This window comes from Pseudomonas sp. FBCC-B1667 (assembly GCF_059133255.1).
Window position 1 is genome coordinate 1,321,706 of the sequence record NZ_CP101437.1, and the last position, 21,170, is coordinate 1,342,875.

Consider the following 21,170-nt stretch of genomic DNA (forward strand, 5'->3'; position numbering starts at 1 on the left):
CCCGAAAGCAACGCCGCCCCGGGTCAACGGTTTCAGGCTTTGGCGCGGTCCAGCAGGTATTGAGTCAGCAATGGAACCGGGCGGCCAGTCGCGCCCTTGTCCTTGCCGCCGCTGGTCCATGCGGTGCCGGCGATATCCAGGTGCGCCCAGTTCAGGTTCTTGGTGAAACGCGACAGGAAGCAGGCAGCGGTGATGGTCCCGGCTTTCGGCCCGCCAATGTTGGCGATGTCGGCGAACGGGCTGTCCAGTTGCTCCTGGTATTCATCGAACAGCGGCAATTGCCAGGCGCGGTCGTCAGCGGTCTGGCCGGCGCTCAACAGTTGGCCGATCAGTTCGTCGTTGTTACCCAGCAGGCCTGAAGTGTGGGCGCCCAAGGCCACGACGCACGCGCCGGTCAGAGTCGCGATGTCGATCACGGCTTGTGGCTTGAAGCGTTCGGAGTAGGTCAGGGCATCGCACAGCACCAGGCGGCCTTCAGCGTCGGTGTTGAGGATTTCCACAGTCTGGCCGCTCATGGTGGTGACGATGTCGCCAGGGCGCGATGCGTTGCCGCTCGGCATGTTCTCGGCGCACGCCAAAATGCACACCAGGTTGATCGGCAGTTTCAGCTCAAGTACGGCGCGCAGGGTGCCGAACACGCTGGCAGCGCCGCCCATGTCGTACTTCATTTCATCCATGCCCAGGCCCGGCTTCAGGCTGATGCCGCCGGTGTCAAAGGTGATGCCTTTGCCGACCAGGGCGTACGGCTTCTCGGATTTCTTGCCGCCGTTGTATTGCATGACGATCAGGCGCGGAGGCTGGGCGCTGCCCTGGCCCACGGCGTAGAACGAACCCATGCCCAGTTCCTTGATCTTCTTCTCATCAAGGACTTCGACTTTCAGGGTTTTGAATTCTTTGCCGAGGTTCTTGGCTTGCTCGCCGAGGAACGTCGGGTGGCAGATGTTCGGCGGCAGGTTGCCCAGGTTGCGGGTGAAGGCCATGCCGTTGGCGATGGCGGTAGCGTGGGTCACGGCGCGCTCGACTTCAGCCTGCGCAGCCTTGATGGTCAGCAGGGTGACTTTCTTCAGGGCGCGAGGTTCGGCTTTCTGGCTTTTGAACTGGTCGAAGGTGTATTTGCCGTCCACCAGGGTTTCAGCCAGCAGGCGGGTCTTGCCGTAGCTGTCGCGGCCCTTGACCACGATTTCGTCCAGCGCCAGCACGGCGTCGGTGCCGCCCAGGCCTTTCAGCGTGTTGAGTACGCCGGCAATGATTTTGCGGAACGGGCGGTCGCCCAGCTCTTCGTCCTTGCCCACGCCGACCAGCAGGACACGGTCCGCCTTGAGATTCGGCAGGCTGTGCAGCAACAGGCTCTGGCCGACTTTGCCCGCGAGGTCACCGCGCTTGAGCACAGCGCTGATCGCGCCGCCAGTCAGTTCATCGAGCTGTTTGGCCACGGCGCCGAGCTTGCGGCCTTCACCGACGGCTACGACCAGCGTGGCGGTCTTCAACGTTTCTGGGCTAACGCTTTTTACAACCAGTTCCATGTCCGGGTCCCTGAATAATGGTCAACGTGCGCGGGCAAAACGGCGACGCACAGACGCTTGCTTATATAGATGGAAAAACGCAGGTCACGGCCCGCGACAAAGGCCGCAGTTTGAACCTCGCTCCCTGCGCCTGACAACCCTCGGTTGTACGATCTTCAGCGCATTGAACGCCAGCTTGAGCATGCGCAGTGACAGGCGCACTCAATCACAGGATAATGCGCCATCTTTTTCGGCGGCTCTGCCCTGCGGGCTGTCTGATACGTTTGCTTGTTTGGCCGCCTTAGCCTGACAACCCTGGAGTGTCTGGTTTGATTGTCTTCCGTTATCTGTCCCGCGAAGTCCTGTTGACCTTGAGCGCTGTCAGCGCCGTGCTGCTGGTCATCATCATGAGCGGTCGCTTCATCAAATACCTCGCCCAGGCGGCCTCGGGCCTTCTGGATCCGGGCTCGCTGTTCCTGATCATGGGCTTCCGCCTGCCGGGCTTCCTGCAGCTGATCCTGCCGCTGGGCCTGTTTCTCGGGATCCTGCTGGCCTACGGTCGTCTGTACCTCGAAAGCGAAATGACTGTGCTGTCGGCCACCGGCATGAGCCAGCAGCGTCTGTTTGTCATTACCCTGTTTCCGGCCACGTTGGTGGCGCTGATCGTGGCCTGGCTGAGCCTGAGCCTGGCGCCACAAGGTGCCAACCAGTTCCAGTTGCTGCTGAACAAGCAGGATGCGCTGACCGAGTTCGATACCCTCGAGCCGGGTCGCTTCCAGGCGTTGCGGGACGGGACCCGGGTCACCTACACCGAGCAGTTGACCGATGATCGTGTCAATCTGGCAGGTGTGTTCATTTCGCAAAAGAACACCAACTCTGACCAGAAGGATCGGGGGATTTCCGTGCTGGTGGCCGAGAAGGGCCGCCAGGAAATCCGTCCGGACGGCAACCGCTACCTGATTCTCGACAACGGCTACCGCTATGACGGTAATCCGGGGCAGGCCGACTATCGCGCGATCAAGTACGACGAGTACGGGGTATTGCTGCCAAAGCCGGACGTCAGTGACGAAGTGACCGACCGTGATGCAATGAGCACTCGTTCCTTGATGGGGACCGATGACACGCGTATGCGCGCTGAGTTGCAATGGCGTCTGTCCTTGCCGTTGCTGGTGTTCATCGTGACGTTAATGGCGGTGCCGTTGTCGCGGGTCAACCCGCGCCAGGGTCGTTTCCTCAAGCTGCTGCCGGCGATTCTTCTTTATATGGCTTACCTGACTATCCTGATTGCCGCCCGCGGCGCCCTCGATAAAGGCAAGATCCCGCCGGCCCTGGGATTATGGTGGGTTCACGGGATGTTCCTGATCATCGGTCTCGGGTTGCTTTACTGGGAGCCGTTGCGCTTGAAGATGGCGAGTCGCCGCAGCGCGCTGGAGGTGGCTCGTGGTTAAGCTCGATCGCTACATCGGAAGCAGCGTATTCACGGCCATCCTGGCAGTACTGGGGATAATTCTCGGCCTGGCGACACTGTTTGCCTTCATCGACGAGATGGGTGAGGTCAGCGATACCTATACGCTGATGGATGCTTCCAGTTACGTCTTGCTGACGGCTCCGCGTCGTCTTTACGACATGTTGCCAATGGCGGCCCTGATCGGGTGTCTGATTGGCCTCGGCAGTCTGGCCAGCAACAGCGAGCTGACCATCATGCGCGCCGCGGGCGTGTCAATCGGTCGGATCGTCTGGGCGGTCATGAAGCCGATGCTGATCCTGATGGTCGTGGGTGTCGTGATCGGCGAATACGTTGCGCCTGCGACCGAAGTCACGGCGCAGGCCAATCGCTCGCTGGCCCAGGGCAGTGGTGATGCGCAAAGCGCCAAGCACGGCTTGTGGCACCGACAGGGTGACGAATTCATCCACGTCAACTCCGTGCAGCCCAACGGTGTCCTGTACGGCGTGACTCGTTATCGCTTCGATAAAGAACGGCACATGTTGTCGGCAAGCTTTGCCAAGCGTGGCGACTTCGACAAGGATCACTGGCAACTCAGCGACGTCACGACCACGGTGTTCCACGACAAGAGCACCGAAGTGGTTACCACCCCGGTCGAACGCTGGGAAATTGCCCTTAGCCCTCAATTGCTGGACACCGTGGTCATGGCGCCAGATTCACTGTCGATCAGCGGATTGTGGAATTACATCCACTATCTGGCGGATCAGGGGCTGAGCAATGGCCGCTACTGGCTGGCGTTTTGGGTCAAGGTGTTGCAGCCACTGGTGACGGCGGCTCTGGTACTGATGGCGATTTCCTTCATCTTTGGTCCTCTGCGTTCGGTGACCCTCGGCCAGCGTGTGTTCACCGGGGTTCTGGTGGGCTTTACCTTCCGTATCGTCCAGGATTTGCTGGGGCCTTCGAGCCTGGTGTTCGGTTTCTCGCCGCTGTTTGCGGTGCTGATTCCGGCCGGTGTCTGTGCCCTGGCCGGCGTTTGGTTGCTGCGCCGGGCCGGTTGATCGAGGATTTTTCCTGAGCCCGCCGCTATCTGAATCGCCCCTGTCGCAAGACCGGGGCGTTTTTGTACGTGCCGTCTGACCTGCGAACGTGACGCTAGCGCCGTGGATCAGGTACAATTCCCGGCTATTTTTCGGCGGGCTATGCCTGCAGCCTTTTTGAGTGTTGATCCGTGAGTGATTTGAGTCATATCCGCAATTTCTCCATCATCGCCCACATTGACCATGGCAAGTCGACGCTGGCTGATCGATTCATCCAGATGTGCGGCGGCCTTGCCGAGCGCGAAATGGAAGCCCAGGTATTGGACTCCATGGACCTGGAGCGTGAACGCGGGATCACCATCAAGGCCCATAGCGTCACCCTTTATTACACCGCTCGCGATGGCATCAAGTATCAGCTGAACTTCATTGACACCCCCGGCCACGTTGACTTCACCTATGAAGTCAGCCGGTCGCTGGCGGCCTGTGAAGGTGCGTTGCTGGTGGTCGATGCCGGTCAGGGCGTTGAAGCGCAGTCGGTTGCCAACTGCTACACGGCGATCGAGCAGGGCCTGGAAGTCATGCCGGTCCTGAACAAGATCGACCTGCCACAGGCCGATCCGGACCGTGTCAAAGAAGAAATCGAAAAAATCATCGGCATCGATGCCACCGATGCGGTCGAGTGCTCGGCCAAGACCGGTCTGGGCGTCGACGAGGTGCTCGAGCGACTGGTCGCCACCATTCCTCCGCCGACCGGCAATTACGAAGATCCGCTGCAAGCGTTGATCATCGACTCCTGGTTCGACAATTACCTGGGTGTTGTTTCCCTGGTACGCGTTCGCCAAGGCCGTGTGAAGAAGGGCGACAAGATCCTGGTCAAATCCACCGGCAAGATCCACCTTGTGGACAGCGTCGGTGTCTTCAACCCGAAACACACCCCGACGGCTGACCTGAAGGCCGGTGAAGTGGGCTTCATCATTGCCAGCATCAAGGACATTCACGGTGCGCCAGTGGGCGACACCCTGACCTTGAGTTCGACGCCAGACGTCGATGTGCTGCCAGGTTTCAAACGCATTCAGCCGCAGGTTTACGCCGGCCTGTTCCCGGTGAGCTCCGACGATTTCGAAGATTTCCGTGAAGCCCTGCAAAAGCTCACGCTCAACGACTCGTCCTTGCAGTACACCCCGGAAAGCTCCGACGCCCTGGGCTTCGGCTTCCGTTGCGGGTTTCTCGGCATGCTGCACATGGAAATCATTCAGGAGCGCCTGGAGCGCGAGTACGACCTGGACCTGATCACTACGGCGCCGACGGTAATTTTCGAGTTGTTGCTGAAAACCGGTGAAACGATTTACGTCGATAACCCATCGAAGCTTCCGGACCTGTCCTCGATCGAAGACATGCGTGAGCCGATCGTGCGGGCCAACATACTTGTGCCACAAGAGCACCTGGGCAACGTCATTACCCTGTGCATCGAAAAACGTGGCGTGCAACACGACATGTTGTTCCTCGGTTCCCAGGTCCAGGTGACCTACGATTTGCCGATGAACGAAGTGGTTCTGGACTTCTTCGATCGTCTGAAATCGACCAGCCGTGGTTATGCTTCGCTGGATTACCATTTCGATCGTTATCAATCGGCTAGTCTGGTGAAACTGGACGTGCTGATCAACGGTGACAAGGTCGACGCCCTGGCGCTGATCGTGCACAAGGATAACGCGCACTACAAAGGTCGCCAGTTGACCGAGAAAATGAAAGAACTGATTCCGCGCCAGATGTTCGACGTCGCGATCCAGGCCGCCATTGGCGGGCAGATCATTGCGCGAACCTCCGTCAAGGCACTCAGAAAGAACGTATTGGCCAAATGCTACGGTGGTGACGTTAGCCGTAAGAAGAAACTGCTTGAAAAGCAAAAGGCCGGTAAAAAACGCATGAAGCAAGTCGGCAACGTGGAAATTCCACAAGAAGCCTTCCTTGCAGTGCTCAGGTTGGATAGTTAGGTCCTATGTCACTAAATTTCCCGCTGTTGCTGGTCATCGCCGTGTTCGTCTGCGGCCTGTTGGCGTTGCTCGATCTGGTTTTCCTGGCGCCGCGTCGGCGTGCTGCCATTGCCTCCTATCAGGGCAGCGTCAGCCAGCCTGACGGGGTGGTGATCGAGAAACTGAACAAAGAGCCGCTGCTGGTCGAATACGGCAAATCGTTCTTCCCGGTGTTGTTCATCGTGCTGGTCCTGCGTTCGTTTCTGGTGGAACCATTCCAGATTCCGTCCGGCTCGATGAAACCGACCCTGGATGTAGGCGACTTCATTTTGGTGAACAAGTTTTCTTACGGGATCCGCTTGCCGGTGATCGACAAGAAAGTCATCGAAGTCGGTGATCCGCAGCGCGGCGATGTGATGGTGTTCCGTTACCCGAGCGATCCGAACGTCAACTACATTAAACGTGTAGTCGGACTGCCGGGTGACACGATTCGCTACACCGCCGACAAGCGTCTGTTCGTCAACGGTGAGTCGATCGCTGAGCAACTGGTCGGTTCCGAGCCGGGCACGCTGGGCAGCGCTGAGCTCTACAAGGAAAAACTCGGCGTTGCCGAGCACCTGATCCGCAAGGAAATGAGCCGTTATCGCGCCACGCCGGACCATTCGTGGACCGTGCCCGCCGGGCACTATTTCATGATGGGCGACAACCGCGACAACTCCAACGACAGTCGCTACTGGGATGATCCCAGTATTCCCAAGGATCTGCTGGGCATGGTTCCCGACAAGAATATCGTCGGCAAGGCCTTCGCAGTCTGGATGAGCTGGCCGGAACCCAAACTCAGTCACCTGCCGAATTTCTCGCGGGTTGGCCTGATCAAGTAATCACACACGGCGCTGTTGAACACAGCGCCGAATGCATTTCTGGAGTCGGCATAATCGGCGCCGGAAGCATGAAAACAACGATATTCAGGACGTTATTTTTGAACACAGCGTTAATTGTCCCAGGCCTGCGCCGTACCACGGCGATGGCGGTGGAATCCAACCACGAACTCAGCGTGGGTAAACCGTGAGCGTCTCCTTAAGTCGTCTAGAGCGTCAGCTCGGCTACACCTTCAAGGACCAGGAACTGATGGTTCTGGCCCTGACTCACCGCAGCTTTGCCGGGCGTAACAACGAACGCCTGGAATTCCTCGGTGATGCCATCCTTAACTTCGTCGCTGGCGAGGCGCTGTTCGATCGCTTCCCGCTGGCCCGCGAAGGCCAGTTGTCGCGTTTGCGCGCACGCTTGGTGAAAGGTGAGACGCTGGCCGTACTGGCTCGCGGTTTCGATCTGGGCGATTACCTGCGTCTGGGCTCCGGTGAACTGAAAAGCGGCGGCTTCCGTCGCGAGTCGATTCTGGCCGATGCCCTGGAAGCACTGATTGGTGCGATCTACCTCGACGCCGGCATGGACATGGCGCGCGAGCGTGTGTTGGCCTGGCTGACCGGGGAGTTCGAGGGCCTGACGCTGGTCGACACCAACAAAGATCCAAAAACCCGCCTGCAGGAATTCTTGCAATCGCGTGGTTGTGAGCTGCCACGTTACGAAGTGGTGGATATCCAGGGTGAGCCGCATTGCCGAACGTTCTTCGTCGAATGTGAAATCACCTTACTGAATGAAAAAAGCCGAGGTCAGGGTGTGAGCCGTCGTATTGCCGAACAGGTAGCGGCCGCCGCAGCACTGATTGCCCTGGGTGTGGAGAATGGCAATGACTGATACAAACGCAACTCGCTGTGGCTATGTTGCCATCGTCGGCCGTCCCAACGTGGGCAAGTCCACGCTGCTGAACCACATCCTGGGTCAGAAACTGGCGATCACCTCGCGCAAGCCGCAAACCACCCGCCACAACATGCTGGGCATCAAGACCGAAGGCGCCGTGCAGGCGATCTACGTCGACACCCCGGGCATGCACAAGGGCGGCGAAAAGGCGTTGAACCGCTACATGAACAAGACCGCTTCGGCGGCGTTGAAAGACGTCGACGTGGTGATCTTCGTGGTTGACCGCACCAAGTGGACCGACGAAGACCAGATGGTTCTCGAGCGCGTCCAGTACGTGACCGGTCCGCTGATCGTGGCGCTGAACAAGACTGACCGCATTGAAGACAAAGCCGAGTTGATGCCGCACCTGAGCTGGTTGCAGGAACAGCTGCCGAACGCGCAGATCATGCCGATTTCGGCCCAGCACGGGCACAACCTCGAAGCACTGGAGCGTGTGATCGCCGGTTACCTGCCGGAAAACGATCACTTCTTCCCGGAAGACCAGATCACTGACCGCAGCAGCCGTTTCCTCGCCGCCGAACTGGTGCGCGAGAAAATCATGCGCCAGATGGGCGCCGAGCTGCCGTACCAGATCACCGTGGAAATCGAAGAGTTCAAGCAGCAGGGCAAAACCCTGCACATTCATGCCTTGATCCTCGTTGAACGAGACGGCCAGAAAAAGATCATCATTGGCGACAAGGGCGAGCGCATCAAGCGTATCGGCACCGAGGCGCGCAAGGACATGGAGCTGCTGTTCGACTCCAAGATCATGCTCAACCTCTGGGTGAAAGTGAAAGGCGGCTGGTCCGATGACGAGCGTGCGTTGCGCTCGCTGGGTTACGGCGACCTGTAATCGCTTAACTCCGGATACACAAAGATCGAATGTGGGAGCGGGCTTGCTCGCGAATGCGATGTGACAGACAACGAAGATGTTGAATGTTAAGCCGCCTTCGCGAGCAAGCCCGCTCCCACATTGGTTAGCGCTGTTTTCACTGGCTGTATTCTCCCTCTAGAGATACTCGACGCCCATGTCCCAAACCCCACCCATCGGCCAGCCCGCCTACGTCCTCCACTCCCGCGCCTACCGCGAAAACAGTGCGCTGGTGGATTTCCTCACGCCGCAAGGTCGCCTGCGGGCGGTGTTGCGCAGTGCGCGGGGCAAGGCAGGGACGTTGGCGAGGCCGTTCGTGCCGCTGGAAGTCGAGTTTCGAGGGCGTGGCGAGCTGAAGAACGTCGGGCGGATGGAAGCCGCCGGTGTTTCAACCTGGCTCAGCGGTGAGGCATTGTTCAGCGGCCTCTACCTCAATGAACTGTTGATCCGTCTGTTGCCCTCCGAAGACCCGCATCCCGGGGTATTCGATCACTATGCGGCGACCCTGCTCGCGCTGGCCGAAGGTCGGCCGCTGGAGCCGTTATTGCGCTCGTTCGAATGGCGCTTGCTGGATGATCTCGGCTACGGCTTTGCGCTGACCATGGACATCCACGGCGAACCCCTCGCACCGGACGGTCTCTACCGCTTGCAGGTGGATGCGGGTCTGGAGCAGGTCTATCTGCTGCAACCCGGATTGTTCCATGGCACCGAACTGTTGGCCATGGCCGATGCAGACTGGACCGCGCCCGGTGCGCTGTCCGCCGCCAAGCGTCTGATGCGTCAGGCATTGGCTGTGCATCTGGGCGGTCGTCCTTTAGTCAGTCGCGAGCTGTTTCGCAAGCCGTAGTCTCCCCGTATGCTGTGCGCCGAATCTTTAAATTCAGGAGCGCTTCCGTGACCACCAGCAATCGCATTCTTCTTGGCGTGAACATCGACCACGTTGCCACCCTGCGTCAGGCCCGGGGCACCCGCTATCCGGATCCGGTCAAGGCTGCGCTGGACGCGGAAGAGGCGGGTGCTGACGGCATCACCGTGCATTTGCGCGAAGACCGCCGGCACATCCAGGAACGCGACGTGCTGCTGCTCAAGGACGTGCTGCAAACCCGCATGAACTTTGAGATGGGCGTCACCGAAGAAATGATGCTGTTCGCCGAGCACATTCGCCCGGCGCACATTTGCCTGGTCCCCGAAACCCGTCAGGAACTGACCACTGAAGGTGGTCTGGACGTAGCGGGGCAGGAAGCGCGGATCAAAGCCGCCGTGGATCGCTTGTCGAAGATTGGCTGCGAAGTGTCGCTGTTCATCGACGCGGACGAGCGCCAGATTGAAGCGTCCCGTCGTGTTGGCGCGCCGGCTATCGAGCTGCACACCGGCCGTTATGCCGATGCCGAGACACCCACGGATGTGGCTGAAGAGCTCAAGCGCGTGGCCGATGGTGTTGCGTTTGGCCTGGCTCAAGGGCTGATCGTCAATGCCGGGCACGGTTTGCATTACCACAACGTAGAAGCCGTCGCGGCGATCAAAGGCATCAACGAGCTGAACATCGGCCATGCGCTGGTGGCGCATGCGTTGTTTGTCGGCTTCAAGTCGGCGGTGTCTGAAATGAAGGCGCTGATTCTGGCTGCCGCAAAAGCCTAAAAGCCAAACGCAAAACAACTGTGGGAACGAGCTTGCTCGCGACGGCGTCTTAACATTCAACGAAGAGGTTGGCTGTAAGAAAGCTATCGCGAGCAAGCTCGCTCCCACTTTTGATTTGTGTCGTCAGGGTTAGAGCGGCGCAGGTTCCTGTGCCGGCTTGGTCTTGTCGATCCCCGGTACATGCAGATTGCCTTCGGCCACCTGATCACCTTCAAGCTGTGGCTGCGTGACCCAGGTCAGGATGTCGTAGTAACGACGGATGTTCGCCACGAAATGCACCGGTTCGCCGCCCCGGGCGTAGCCGTAGCGCGTCTTGCTGTACCACTTTTTCTCGGACAGGCGCGGCAGGATTTTCTTCACGTCCAGCCACTTGTCCGGGTTCAGTCCTTCCTTCGCCGCCAGTTTGCGCGCGTCATCCAGGTGACCGCTGCCAACGTTGTAGGCCGCCAGGGCAAACCAGGTGCGGTCCGGCTCCTGAATCGACTCGTCCAGCTGATCCTTCATATAGGCCAGGTACTTGGCGCCGCCCATGATGCTCTGCTTGGGGTCGAGGCGGTTGGACACGCCCATGGCTTGTGCGGTGTTTTGGGTCAGCATCATCAGGCCGCGCACGCCTGTCTTGGAGGTGACCGCCGGTTGCCACAACGACTCCTGATAACCGATTGCGGCCAGCAGGCGCCAGTCGACTTTTTCCTTCTTGGCGTACGCCTTGAAGTGCTGTTCGTACTTGGGCAGCCGCTGCTGCAAATGCTGGGCGAACGTGGTGGCGCCCATGTAGCCGAGGACGTCGATATGCCCGTAATAGCGATCCTTGAGGCGTTGCAGGGTGCCGTTTTTCTGCACCTTGTCGAGGTAGGCGTTGATTTCGTTGAGCAGGCTGTTGTCTTCGCCCGCAGCGACGGCCCAGCTCTGGTTGCTGGCGTCGCCGAGGTCAAAGGCGACCCGTATGTTGGTGAAGTAGACCTGGTTCATCGCGACTTCGTTGGAATCGACCAGGGTCAGGTCGATCTGGCCTTCATCGACCATGCGCAGCAGGTCGACGACTTCCACCGCGTCGGATTCTTCGTATTCAATGCCAGGGTATTTCTTTTTCAGCTCTGCCAGCTGTTCCGCGTGGGTGCTGCCCTTGAGCACCATGATCTTCTTGCCGACCAGATCACCCGCGTCGGTTGGCCGCGACTGACCGTTGCGGTAGATGATCTGTGGGGTGACTTCCAGGTAGGAGTGGGAAAACCGCACCTGCTTTTTACGTGCCTCGCTGCTGACCAGGCCGGCAGCAGCCAGCACCGGGCCGTTAGGCTTGCCCACCTGATTGAACAGGTCGTCGAGGTTGTCGGCGGTCTCGATCTTGAGTTCGACCCCCAGATCGTCGGCGAAGCGCTTCACCAGCTCGTATTCGAAGCCGGTTTCACCGTTACGATCCTGAAAGTAGGTGGCGGGGCTGTTTCGGGTAACCACCCGCAGCACGCCATCCTCCTTTACGCGCTCCAGCGTGTTGGGTTTATCAACACAGCCACTGAGCATCAGGAAGAGTCCGGTTGCGATCAGCCATTTGGCGTACCGCGGACGCAAAGCCGTTGGGGAAAACATCTGCGCAGTATACGCAAAGGACCACGGCCGCCATATCTCGACAGAGAAGGGGTTGTCTGCTAGGCGGTTGAAAACCGCTCCAGAGCCCGCAGGAATGGGCCCGAACAGCATTCTGCGACCGAAAAAATAACCCTTTTTGAGCGGCATTCTCAGGCCCGGATCCCCAGTCCGACACTTGGGTGCAGCCGCCTGTACCGTTTCGGGTGATGTCGCGGGCGGTTTAGGCTAGAATGCACGGCCTCAAAGCACACCCCTCCCGAGGCTGTCCCGAAGATGTTGATCCTGCGCGGCGCTCCTGCCCTTTCTGCCTTTCGCCACAGCAAACTCCTTGAGCAACTGAGCCAGAAGGTCCCGGCTGTCAGCGGCCTGTATGCTGAATTCGCTCACTTCGCCGAAGTTACCGGCGTCCTGACCGGCGACGAACAGCAGGTGCTCGCGCGCCTTCTGAAGTACGGCCCAAGTGTTCCGGTACAAGAGCCGACCGGTCGTCTGTTCCTGGTGTTGCCGCGTTTCGGCACCATCTCGCCATGGTCCAGTAAAGCCAGCGACATCGCTCGCAACTGCGGCCTGAGCAAGATCCAGCGCCTGGAGCGTGGCATCGCGTTCTACGTGGCCGGCCAGTTCAGCGACGCCGAAGCACAGCTGATTGCCGACACCCTGCACGACCGCATGACGCAAATCGTTCTGGCCAACCTCGAACAGGCCGCCGGCCTGTTCAGCCACGCCGAACCGAAACCGCTGACCGCGATCGACGTGCTGGGTGGCGGCCGTGCCGCGCTGGAGAAAGCCAACACCGAGCTGGGCCTGGCTCTGGCCGAAGACGAAATCGACTACCTGGTCAACGCCTTCGTCGGCTTGAAGCGCAACCCGCACGACATCGAACTGATGATGTTCGCCCAGGCGAACTCCGAGCACTGCCGCCACAAGATCTTCAACGCCAGTTGGGACATCGACGGTCAGAGCCAGGAAAAAAGCCTGTTCGGCATGATCAAGAACACCTACGTGATGCACAGCGAAGGCGTTCTGTCTGCTTATAAGGACAACGCCTCGGTTATTGTCGGCAACGTCGCCGGCCGTTTCTTCCCGGACCCTGAAACCCGCCAGTACGGCGCGGTGCAGGAACCGGTGCACATCCTGATGAAAGTCGAAACCCACAACCACCCGACTGCGATTGCCCCGTTCCCGGGCGCGTCCACGGGTTCCGGTGGCGAGATTCGTGACGAAGGCGCAACCGGCCGTGGCGCCAAGCCCAAGGCTGGCCTGACCGGTTTCACCGTATCGAACCTGCAAATCCCGGGCTTCGAACAGCCATGGGAAGTGCCGTACGGCAAACCTGAACGCATCGTCACCGCGCTGGACATCATGATCGAAGGCCCACTGGGTGGCGCCGCGTTCAACAACGAATTCGGTCGTCCGGCCCTGACGGGTTATTTCCGTACCTTCGAACAGTCGATCACCACCCCGCGTGGCGACGAAGTTCGTGGTTATCACAAGCCGATCATGCTGGCCGGCGGCATGGGTAACATCCGTGCCGAACACGTACAGAAAGGCGAGATCACCGTCGGCTCCAAGCTGATTGTGCTCGGCGGCCCGGCGATGCTGATCGGTCTGGGCGGCGGCGCGGCTTCCTCCATGGCCACCGGCACCAGCTCGGCCGACCTGGACTTCGCTTCCGTACAGCGTGAAAACCCTGAGATGGAACGTCGCTGCCAGGAAGTCATCGACCGTTGCTGGCAGTTGGGTGACAAAAACCCGATCAGCTTCATCCACGACGTCGGCGCGGGCGGTCTGTCCAACGCCTTCCCGGAACTGGTCAACGATGGCAACCGTGGTGGTCGCTTCGAACTGCGCAACATTCCAAACGACGAGCCGGGCATGGCCCCGCACGAAATCTGGAGTAACGAATCCCAGGAACGTTACGTGTTGGCAGTCGGCCCGGCCGACTTCGAACGCTTCCAGGCGATCTGTGAACGTGAGCGTTGCCCGTTCGCCGTGGTCGGCGAAGCCACTGCCGAGCCGCAATTGACGGTCACCGACAGTCACTTCGGCAACAGCCCGGTGGACATGCCACTCGAAGTGCTGCTGGGCAAAGCCCCGCGCATGCACCGTTCGGCCGTTCGCGAAAACGAACTGGGCGACGATTTCGATCCGAGCACGCTGGACATTGCCGACTGCGTAGAACGCGTGCTGCATCACCCGGCCGTGGCGAGCAAAAGCTTCCTGATCACCATCGGCGACCGCACCATCACCGGCCTCGTGGCCCGTGACCAAATGGTCGGCCCGTGGCAGGTTCCGGTGGCTGACGTTGCCGTCACCGCCACCAGCTTCGATGTCTACACCGGTGAAGCCATGGCCATGGGCGAGCGCACTCCGCTGGCTCTGCTGGACGCGCCGGCGTCGGGCCGCATGGCCATCGGCGAAACCCTGACCAACATTGCCGCTTCGCGCATCAACAAGATCTCCGACATCAAATTGTCGGCCAACTGGATGTCCGCTGCGGGTCACCCGGGTGAAGACGCGCGTCTGTACGACACCGTGAAAGCGGTCGGCATGGAGCTGTGCCCGGAACTGGGCATCACCATTCCGGTGGGCAAGGACTCCATGTCCATGGCCACGCGCTGGAGCGACGAAGGCGTCGACAAGACGGTCACCTCGCCGATGTCCCTGATCGTGACCGGTTTCGCGCCAGTGGCTGACATCCGTCAGACCCTGACCCCGGAACTGCGCATGAACAAGGGCACCACCGACCTGATCCTGGTCGATCTGGGCCGTGGCCAGAACCGCATGGGCGCCTCGATCCTGGCCCAGGTTCACGGCAAGCTCGGTTCGCAAGCGCCGGACGTCGATGATGCCGAAGACCTCAAAGCCTTCTTCGCCGTGATCCAGGGCCTCAACGCCGACGGACACCTGCTGGCGTACCACGACCGTTCCGACGGTGGTCTGCTGACCAGCGTGGTGGAAATGGCCTTCGCCGGTCACTGCGGCCTGAGCCTGAACCTCGATGGCCTGGCGGAAACCTCCGCCGACATCGCCGCCATCCTGTTCAACGAAGAACTGGGTGCAGTGATCCAGGTTCGTCAGGACGCCACCCCGGACATCCTCGCGCAGTTCAGCGCTGCCGGTCTGGGCGAGTGCGTGTCGGTGATCGGTCAGCCGATGAACAACGGCCAGATCAACATCACCTTCAACGGTGAAACCGTGTTCGAAGGTCAGCGTCGTCTGCTGCAGCGTCAGTGGGCTGAAACCAGCTACCAGATCCAGCGTCTGCGTGACAACGCCGACTGCGCCGAGCAAGAGTTCGACGTGCTGCTGGAAGAAGACAACCCGGGCCTGAGCGTCAAGCTCAGCTACGACGTCAACCAGGACGTCGCCGCGCCTTACATCAAGAAAGGCATTCGCCCACAGGTTGCCGTGCTGCGTGAGCAGGGCGTCAACGGTCAGGTGGAAATGGCAGCCGCGTTCGACCGCGCCGGTTTCAACGCGATCGACGTGCACATGAGCGACATTCTGGCCGGCCGTGTCGACCTGAACGACTTCAAAGGCATGGTCGCTTGCGGCGGTTTCTCTTACGGCGACGTACTGGGTGCCGGTGAAGGTTGGGCCAAGTCCGCGCTGTTCAACAGCCGTGCTCGCGATGCGTTCCAGGGTTTCTTCGAACGTACCGACAGCTTCACCCTTGGCGTGTGCAACGGTTGCCAGATGATGTCCAACCTGCACGAGCTGATCCCGGGCAGCGAATTCTGGCCGCACTTCGTGCGTAACCGCTCCGAGCAGTTCGAAGCGCGCGTGGCGATGGTTCAGGTCCAGGAGTCGAATTCGATCTTCCTGCAAGGCATGGCCGGTTCGCGCATGCCAATCGCGATCGCTCACGGTGAAGGCCATGCCGAGTTCGCCAGCGAAGAAGCGTTGCTGGAAGCGGATCTGTCGGGTTGCGTGGCGATGCGTTTCGTCGACAACCATGGCAAGGTCACTGAAAAATACCCGGCCAACCCGAACGGCTCGCCGCGTGGGATCACTGGTTTGACCAGCCGCGATGGCCGCGTAACGATCATGATGCCGCACCCGGAGCGTGTGTTCCGCGCCGTGCAGAACTCGTGGCGTTCGGAAGAGTGGAACGAAGACGCACCGTGGATGCGTATGTTCCGTAACGCGCGCGTCTGGGTTAACTAAGCGTCGCGTACAAGCTGAGTTTTTTTGTTCCGGCCAGTCATGTGGAACAGGTCAAGAGTGCCGTTTTTGCCGCCGGTGGCGGAAGGATCGGTGCTTATGACCATTGCGCGTGGCAGGTGCTCGGCCTTGGTCAGTTTCGCCCGTTGGATGGCAGTCAGCCGTTTATTGGGGAAGCGGGGCAGGTTGAGCAGGTTGAGGAATGGAAGGTTGAGCTGGTGGTCCGCGATGACTTGATTCGGGCGGTGGTGGTGGCTTTGAAAGAGAGCCATCCCTATGAGACGCCGGCTTATGAGGTGTGGCGGTTGGAGGATTTTTGATCTTCTGGCTGCTGAAATGAGAAACCCGCTGAATTTGCGTTCAGCGGGTTTTTTTTGTGTACATATCCGTTGCTGCGGTAATGGCCGCTTAGGGTTTCGCCCTTACGGCGACTCACTTTTTTTTCAAACGCCAAAAAAAAGTAAGCAAAAAAAGGCTCGCCCCGAGCGTCCGGCCCCTCGCTAGGGCTCGGCGTTCCTTCGCTCCGGTATCCATCCGGGGACACTGCCCTCCGATCGGCTTCGCTTCGACCTACATGCAGCGTGTTCGACTGCGTCGAACGGCGCTACGCGCCACTCCCCGGTTGAACACCTCCACTCAGCCTCCCGAGGGGGCGGGTGAATCAAGTTCAAAAGCTGCAGGCGAGCTAACGCTCGACCTGTTGAGTGGTGAAAGGCGATGGTGTACGCCGATCTATTGTAGGAGCCTGGCTTGCCAGCGATGGCGGCCTGCCAGCCGACCAATTTCTTGCAGATACACACCATTCCCCTGTGGGAGCTGGCTTGTCGGGTCGCCGCATCGCTGCGAAGACTGACGATCAGGCGCCAACGATCTAAACCTTGGCACTCACCTCACTACGATTGACCAACACCTCCAACGCATCACTCAAACTCGACGCCTTGTCGCCAATCAGCAGATGCCAAACGCCGCCTTCAAGTTGGCTGACACCCTGACACCCCAGCGCCTTCAAATCACCTTCCGACAACGCCTTGCCGTTCGACAGTTGCAGCCGGATGCGGGTCATGGCGATGCAGTCCATCTGCAACACATTCGCGCCGCCCCCCAACGCGTTCAGCCATTTCTGCGCTTCCGGAGTCGCCACCTCAGACGGTTTCGGCGCATCGATCACCGCAGCCGGGGAAGACACCATCGCACGGCCCAATGCCGGCATCGCCAAGCGAATCTCATCGGCAATGCTGTCCGCCATCGGCCCGACCACCACCTGCAAACTTCCGCCTTTCCCCGGACGCACCACCGCCATCGCCCCCAGCGCTTTCAACTCGGCATCATTGGCTTTGTTGCGATCCACCATGTCCAGTCGCAACCGAGTGGTGCAGGCGCCCACCGTGATCAAATTCTGTGCGCCGCCCAGCGCCTTGATGTAAGCCCCGGCCCGTTCGTTCTCGGCGACCACTACCTTGTCGCCTGTCGGCACTTCTTCACGCCCCGGGGTCTTGAGGTTGTAACGGCGGATACAGAAATCAAACACCACGTAGTAGATCACCGCGTACGCCAGCCCCACCGGTATCACCAACCAGCCGTTGGTGGATTTACCCCAGCCGAGAATCATGTCGATGAAGCCGCCAGAGAAGGTGAACCCGAGATGGATGTTGAGTGCGTTGGTGATGGCCATCGACAACCCCGTCAACAGCGCATGCAGCAAATACAGAAATGGCGCGAGGAACATGAAGGCGAATTCGATCGGCTCGGTCACGCCGGTCAGAAAGGAAGTCAGGGCCATCGACAGAAAGATCCCGCCCATGACCTTGCGCCGTTCCGGCAAGGCATTGCGGTACATCGCCAGGCAGGCGGCGGGCAGGCCGAAGATCATCATCGGGAACATGCCGGTCATGAACTGGCCGCCTTTCGGGTCGCCGGCAAAGTAGCGCGACAGGTCGCCAGTGACCATGGCGCCCGTGGTCGGGTCGGTGAAGTTGCCGAAAACGAACCACGCCATGTTGTTGAGGATGTGGTGCAGACCGGTGACGATCAGCAGGCGGTTGAACACGCCAAAGACAAAAGCGCCGACGCTGCCGCTCTCCATCATCAAGGCGCCGAAGCTGTTGATGCCTTGCTGGATCGGTGGCCAGATCAAGCCGAAGACCACCCCCAGGCCGACAGCGGCAAACCCGGTGACAATCGGCACAAAACGCCGACCACCAAAGAACGCCAGGTACTCCGGCAGCTTGATGTCCTTGAAGCGGTTGTACAGCGCACCGGCCATCAAGCCGCTGACGATGCCGGCGAGCATGCCCATGTTGATGCTCGCATCCAGCACCTTGAGGGTGGAGATCATCACCAGGTAACCAATCACCCCGGCCAGGCCTGCGGTGCCGTTGTTGTCCTTGGCGAAACCGACCGCGATGCCGATGGCGAAGATCATCGCCAGGTTGGCGAAGATCACTTGGCCGGCATCGTGGATGATGGCGATGTTCAGCAAATCGGTGTCGCCCAGGCGCAGCAGCAATCCGGCAATGGGCAGGATCGCAATCGGCAGCATCAATGCGCGCCCGAGGCGCTGCAGGCCTTCGATGAAGTAGTGGTACATGGCGGTTTTCCCTGTGCTCTTTTTATTTGAGAGTTTTAGTTTTTGTTCAGCTCAGAGGCCATTGCTGGTGACAGGCGTGACGCACCGCCGCAGCGCTGCTCAGCTTGAGCAGGTCGTGGCTGATGCGTCGACATTCGGCGGCCTCGAGGTGACGCACGCGGTCTTTGATTTCGCCGATCTGCACCGGGCTCACCGACAACTCGCTGACCCCCAGGCCGATCAACACAGGCGTCGCCAGCGGGTCGGAGGCGAGTGCACCGCAAACGCCGACCCAACGGTTATGCACCGCCGCGCCTGCGCAGGTTTGGGCGATCAATCGCAGCAATGCCGGGTGCATGGCGTCGACGCGTGAAGCGAGGCCCGCGTGGTCGCGATCCATGGCCAGGGTGTATTGCGACAAGTCGTTGGTGCCGATGGACAGAAAATCTGCGTGTTCGGCCAAGTGCTCGGCCATTAATGCGGCGGCCGGGACTTCGATCATCACGCCCAACTCCGGGCGTTCACTCACGCCGAGTTCAGAACACAACGCCTCGAGGCGTTTGCGTATGTGCAGCAGTTCGTCGACCTCGGTGACCATCGGCAACAGGATCCGACAGCGTGATATCGGGCGAACATGCAGCAGTGCGCGCAGTTGCTGATCGAGCAACTCCGGGCGCACTTGAGCCAGGCGAATGCCGCGCAATCCCAGCACCGGATTGGCCTCGGCCGGCAGGGGCAAGTAGTCGAGTTGCTTGTCGCCGCCCACGTCGATGGTGCGGATGATCACTGATCTGTCGCCCATGGCATCGAGCACAGTCTGGTAGGCGTGTCGCTGTTCCTGTTCATCCGGCGCGGTGTTGCGGTCCACGAACAGAAACTCGGTGCGCAGCAGGCCGACGCCATCGGCGCCATTGGCCAGCGCGTCAGCGGCTTCTGCGCTAGAGGCGACATTGGCGGCCACCTCGATGTGCAGTCCGTCGAGCGTCAGTGCGCGGGTGTGCGCTTGTGACTGTTGAAGTGCGCGGCGCTGCTGTTGATTGAGTTGCGCCTGATGCACGACAGCCAGGCGTTCAGCGCTCGGTGTCAGTTCGAGACGACCACCGTCAGCGTCCAGAATCACCGATTGACCTTGCTCCAGATTCAGCAGCGCTGAACCCAGTGCGACCATGCAAGGCAAGCCTTTGCCACGCGCAAGAATCGCCACGTGGGAGGTCGCGCCGCCCTCGGCCATGCACAACCCGGCAACGCCTTGCTGGCTGAGTTGCAACAGGTCGGACGGGGTCAGTTCGTGCGCCGCGACAATGGCGCCCGCCGGCACGTCGTAATGCCAGGCTTCGGCGAGCAAGGCACGTAGCACACGTTGTTTGAGGTCACGCAGATCATTGGCACGCTCGGCCAACAACGAGCTGCCAAGTTGTTGCAGGACTTCGCACTGGGCGTCGATTGACTGGCTCCAGGCGTGGGTCGCGGCGGTGCCTTGGGCGATGGAGGTATTCGCCGCGTCCAGCAGTGCCGGATCCTCCAGCAGCGCCAGGTGCGTAGCAAAAATCGCTTCTTCGTCGGTGTTCTTGTGCTTTTTGGCTTGCGCCAGCGTGTGCTCGATTTCGCTGCGCACGAGGGGCAGCGCAGTATCGAGCGCATGCCGTTGTTGCTCGGGATCATGACGGCCGGCATCAACCGGCAGGCTGATGGTGTTCAATCGAAACAGTGGCCCGCCGACCAGACCCGGCGCGGCACAAACACCGTGCAACACGCCGGCCTCGGCGGGGCGATTGCGTTGGGCAATCGGCGTTGGCGCGGCGGCGTGGCTGTCTTCGGCCATGGCGGTGGATAGCGCGGTCAACAAAGCTTGCAACGCCGCTTCGGCGTCCGCCCCCTGGCAACTGACTTGCACTTCATCCTGCTCGCCGACCGCCAGGCCCATCAGCCCGATCAGGCTGTCACAGGTCGCCGACTTACCGCCGAAATGCAGCTGCGATTTGCATTTGAAACCTTGCGCGGTCTGACGAATCAACGCCGCAGGGCGCGCATGTAAACCGCCGCGAAAGGCGACGTGGACGTGCCCGATAACTTCGCTGCCCGAGGCGTCGGTTTCGACCTGCGCGCCGGTCGCCTGCCGGCGAATAATGTGCAGCAACGGTTCGCCGACCTTCACCGATTTGAGGGTGATCGGCCGCGCTTGAAAATCCCCGCTATTGGTCAGGATCATCAGGCTGACCAGGCTTTTGCACTGCTGCGCAACCTTGTCCAGGTCATAGCGCAACAGCGGCTGGCCATTGCTGACCCGTGCGCCCTCCTTGACCAGCATCGAGAAGCCTTCGCCCTGCAACTCGACCGTGTCCAGGCCCAGGTGCAGCAGCAGTTCTGCGCCGTTGTCGGCGCGCAAGGTGATCGCATGCCCGGTTCGGGCGACGTGCACGACGACGCCAGCACAAGGGGCGTGAAGGGTGTCGTTCAGTGGGTCGATGGCGATCCCGTCGCCCATGGCGCCGCTGGCGAACACCGGGTCCGGGACCTTGGCGAGCGTGAGCACCGGGCCGCTGAGCGGGGCGCTGAGGGTCAGCTCTTTATTGTTGTTATGCATGGCT

At 60.3% G+C, this 21,170-nt stretch carries 14 protein-coding genes; 10 read left to right on the plus strand and 4 right to left on the minus strand.

Annotation, left to right across the window (positions count from 1 at the left end):
- Positions 1–32: 32 nt before the first annotated feature.
- Entirely contained in the window at positions 33–1,523 is a 1,491-nt protein-coding gene (locus NL116_RS05785) for a leucyl aminopeptidase (RefSeq protein ID WP_494376377.1), read from the minus strand.
- A gap of 308 nt (positions 1,524–1,831) precedes the next feature.
- On the opposite strand from NL116_RS05785, the gene lptF reads away from it, so the two are divergent.
- The 8 genes from lptF to pdxJ all read left to right on the plus strand — a co-directional run bounded on the left by lptF (position 1,832) and on the right by pdxJ (position 10,259).
- A complete protein-coding gene (gene lptF / locus NL116_RS05790) occupies positions 1,832–2,950 on the plus strand; it encodes an LPS export ABC transporter permease LptF (protein ID WP_494376378.1) in 1,119 nt (372 codons plus the stop codon).
- Positions 2,943–4,004 (plus strand): LPS export ABC transporter permease LptG, encoded by a 1,062-nt coding sequence (lptG, locus tag NL116_RS05795; RefSeq protein WP_494376379.1) that lies wholly within the window; start codon positions 2,943–2,945, stop codon positions 4,002–4,004. The genes lptF and lptG overlap by 8 nt, the downstream gene beginning before the upstream one ends.
- A 170-nt stretch (positions 4,005–4,174) precedes the next feature.
- Positions 4,175–5,974, plus strand: coding sequence for a translation elongation factor 4 (gene lepA / locus NL116_RS05800; protein WP_123433617.1), 1,800 nt, complete (start codon positions 4,175–4,177; stop codon positions 5,972–5,974).
- Positions 5,975–5,979: 5 nt separating this feature from the next.
- Positions 5,980–6,834, plus strand: a complete 855-nt coding sequence (lepB, locus tag NL116_RS05805) for a signal peptidase I (RefSeq protein WP_027924884.1) — start codon at positions 5,980–5,982, stop codon at positions 6,832–6,834.
- Between the two features lie 184 nt (positions 6,835–7,018).
- Complete coding sequence (rnc, locus tag NL116_RS05810) at positions 7,019–7,708, plus strand: ribonuclease III (protein ID WP_155001078.1); 690 nt, start codon at positions 7,019–7,021, stop codon at positions 7,706–7,708.
- Positions 7,701–8,603 (plus strand): GTPase Era, encoded by a 903-nt coding sequence (era, locus tag NL116_RS05815; RefSeq protein ID WP_027924886.1) that lies wholly within the window; start codon positions 7,701–7,703, stop codon positions 8,601–8,603. The genes rnc and era overlap by 8 nt, the downstream gene beginning before the upstream one ends.
- A gap of 175 nt (positions 8,604–8,778) precedes the next feature.
- Entirely contained in the window at positions 8,779–9,468 is a 690-nt protein-coding gene (recO, locus tag NL116_RS05820; RefSeq protein WP_494376380.1) for a DNA repair protein RecO, read from the plus strand.
- A 47-nt stretch (positions 9,469–9,515) separates the two neighbouring features.
- Entirely contained in the window at positions 9,516–10,259 is a 744-nt protein-coding gene (pdxJ, locus tag NL116_RS05825; RefSeq protein WP_027924888.1) for a pyridoxine 5'-phosphate synthase, read from the plus strand.
- Between the two features lie 129 nt (positions 10,260–10,388).
- Here pdxJ and mltF read toward each other — a convergent pair whose 3' ends face one another.
- Entirely contained in the window at positions 10,389–11,849 is a 1,461-nt protein-coding gene (gene mltF / locus NL116_RS05830; RefSeq protein ID WP_494376381.1) for a membrane-bound lytic murein transglycosylase MltF, read from the minus strand.
- Between the two features lie 273 nt (positions 11,850–12,122).
- On the opposite strand from mltF, the gene purL reads away from it, so the two are divergent.
- A complete protein-coding gene (gene purL, locus NL116_RS05835) occupies positions 12,123–16,019 on the plus strand; it encodes a phosphoribosylformylglycinamidine synthase (protein WP_494376382.1) in 3,897 nt (1,298 codons plus the stop codon).
- A 14-nt stretch (positions 16,020–16,033) separates the two neighbouring features.
- Entirely contained in the window at positions 16,034–16,336 is a 303-nt protein-coding gene (locus NL116_RS05840) for an NGG1p interacting factor NIF3 (RefSeq protein ID WP_494378007.1), read from the plus strand.
- A 551-nt stretch (positions 16,337–16,887) separates the two neighbouring features.
- Here NL116_RS05840 and nagE read toward each other — a convergent pair.
- Together nagE and ptsP are read right to left on the minus strand one after the other, a co-directional pair.
- The gene (gene nagE / locus NL116_RS05845) at positions 16,888–18,603 is read right to left on the minus strand and encodes an N-acetylglucosamine-specific PTS transporter subunit IIBC (RefSeq protein ID WP_494376383.1); all 1,716 of its coding nucleotides are present in this window, start codon (positions 18,601–18,603) and stop codon (positions 16,888–16,890) included.
- Between the two features lie 46 nt (positions 18,604–18,649).
- On the minus strand, positions 18,650–21,166 hold the full coding sequence (gene ptsP / locus NL116_RS05850; RefSeq protein ID WP_494376384.1) for a phosphoenolpyruvate--protein phosphotransferase: 2,517 nt from the start codon (positions 21,164–21,166) through the stop codon (positions 18,650–18,652).
- Between the last annotated feature and the right edge of the window lie 4 nt (positions 21,167–21,170).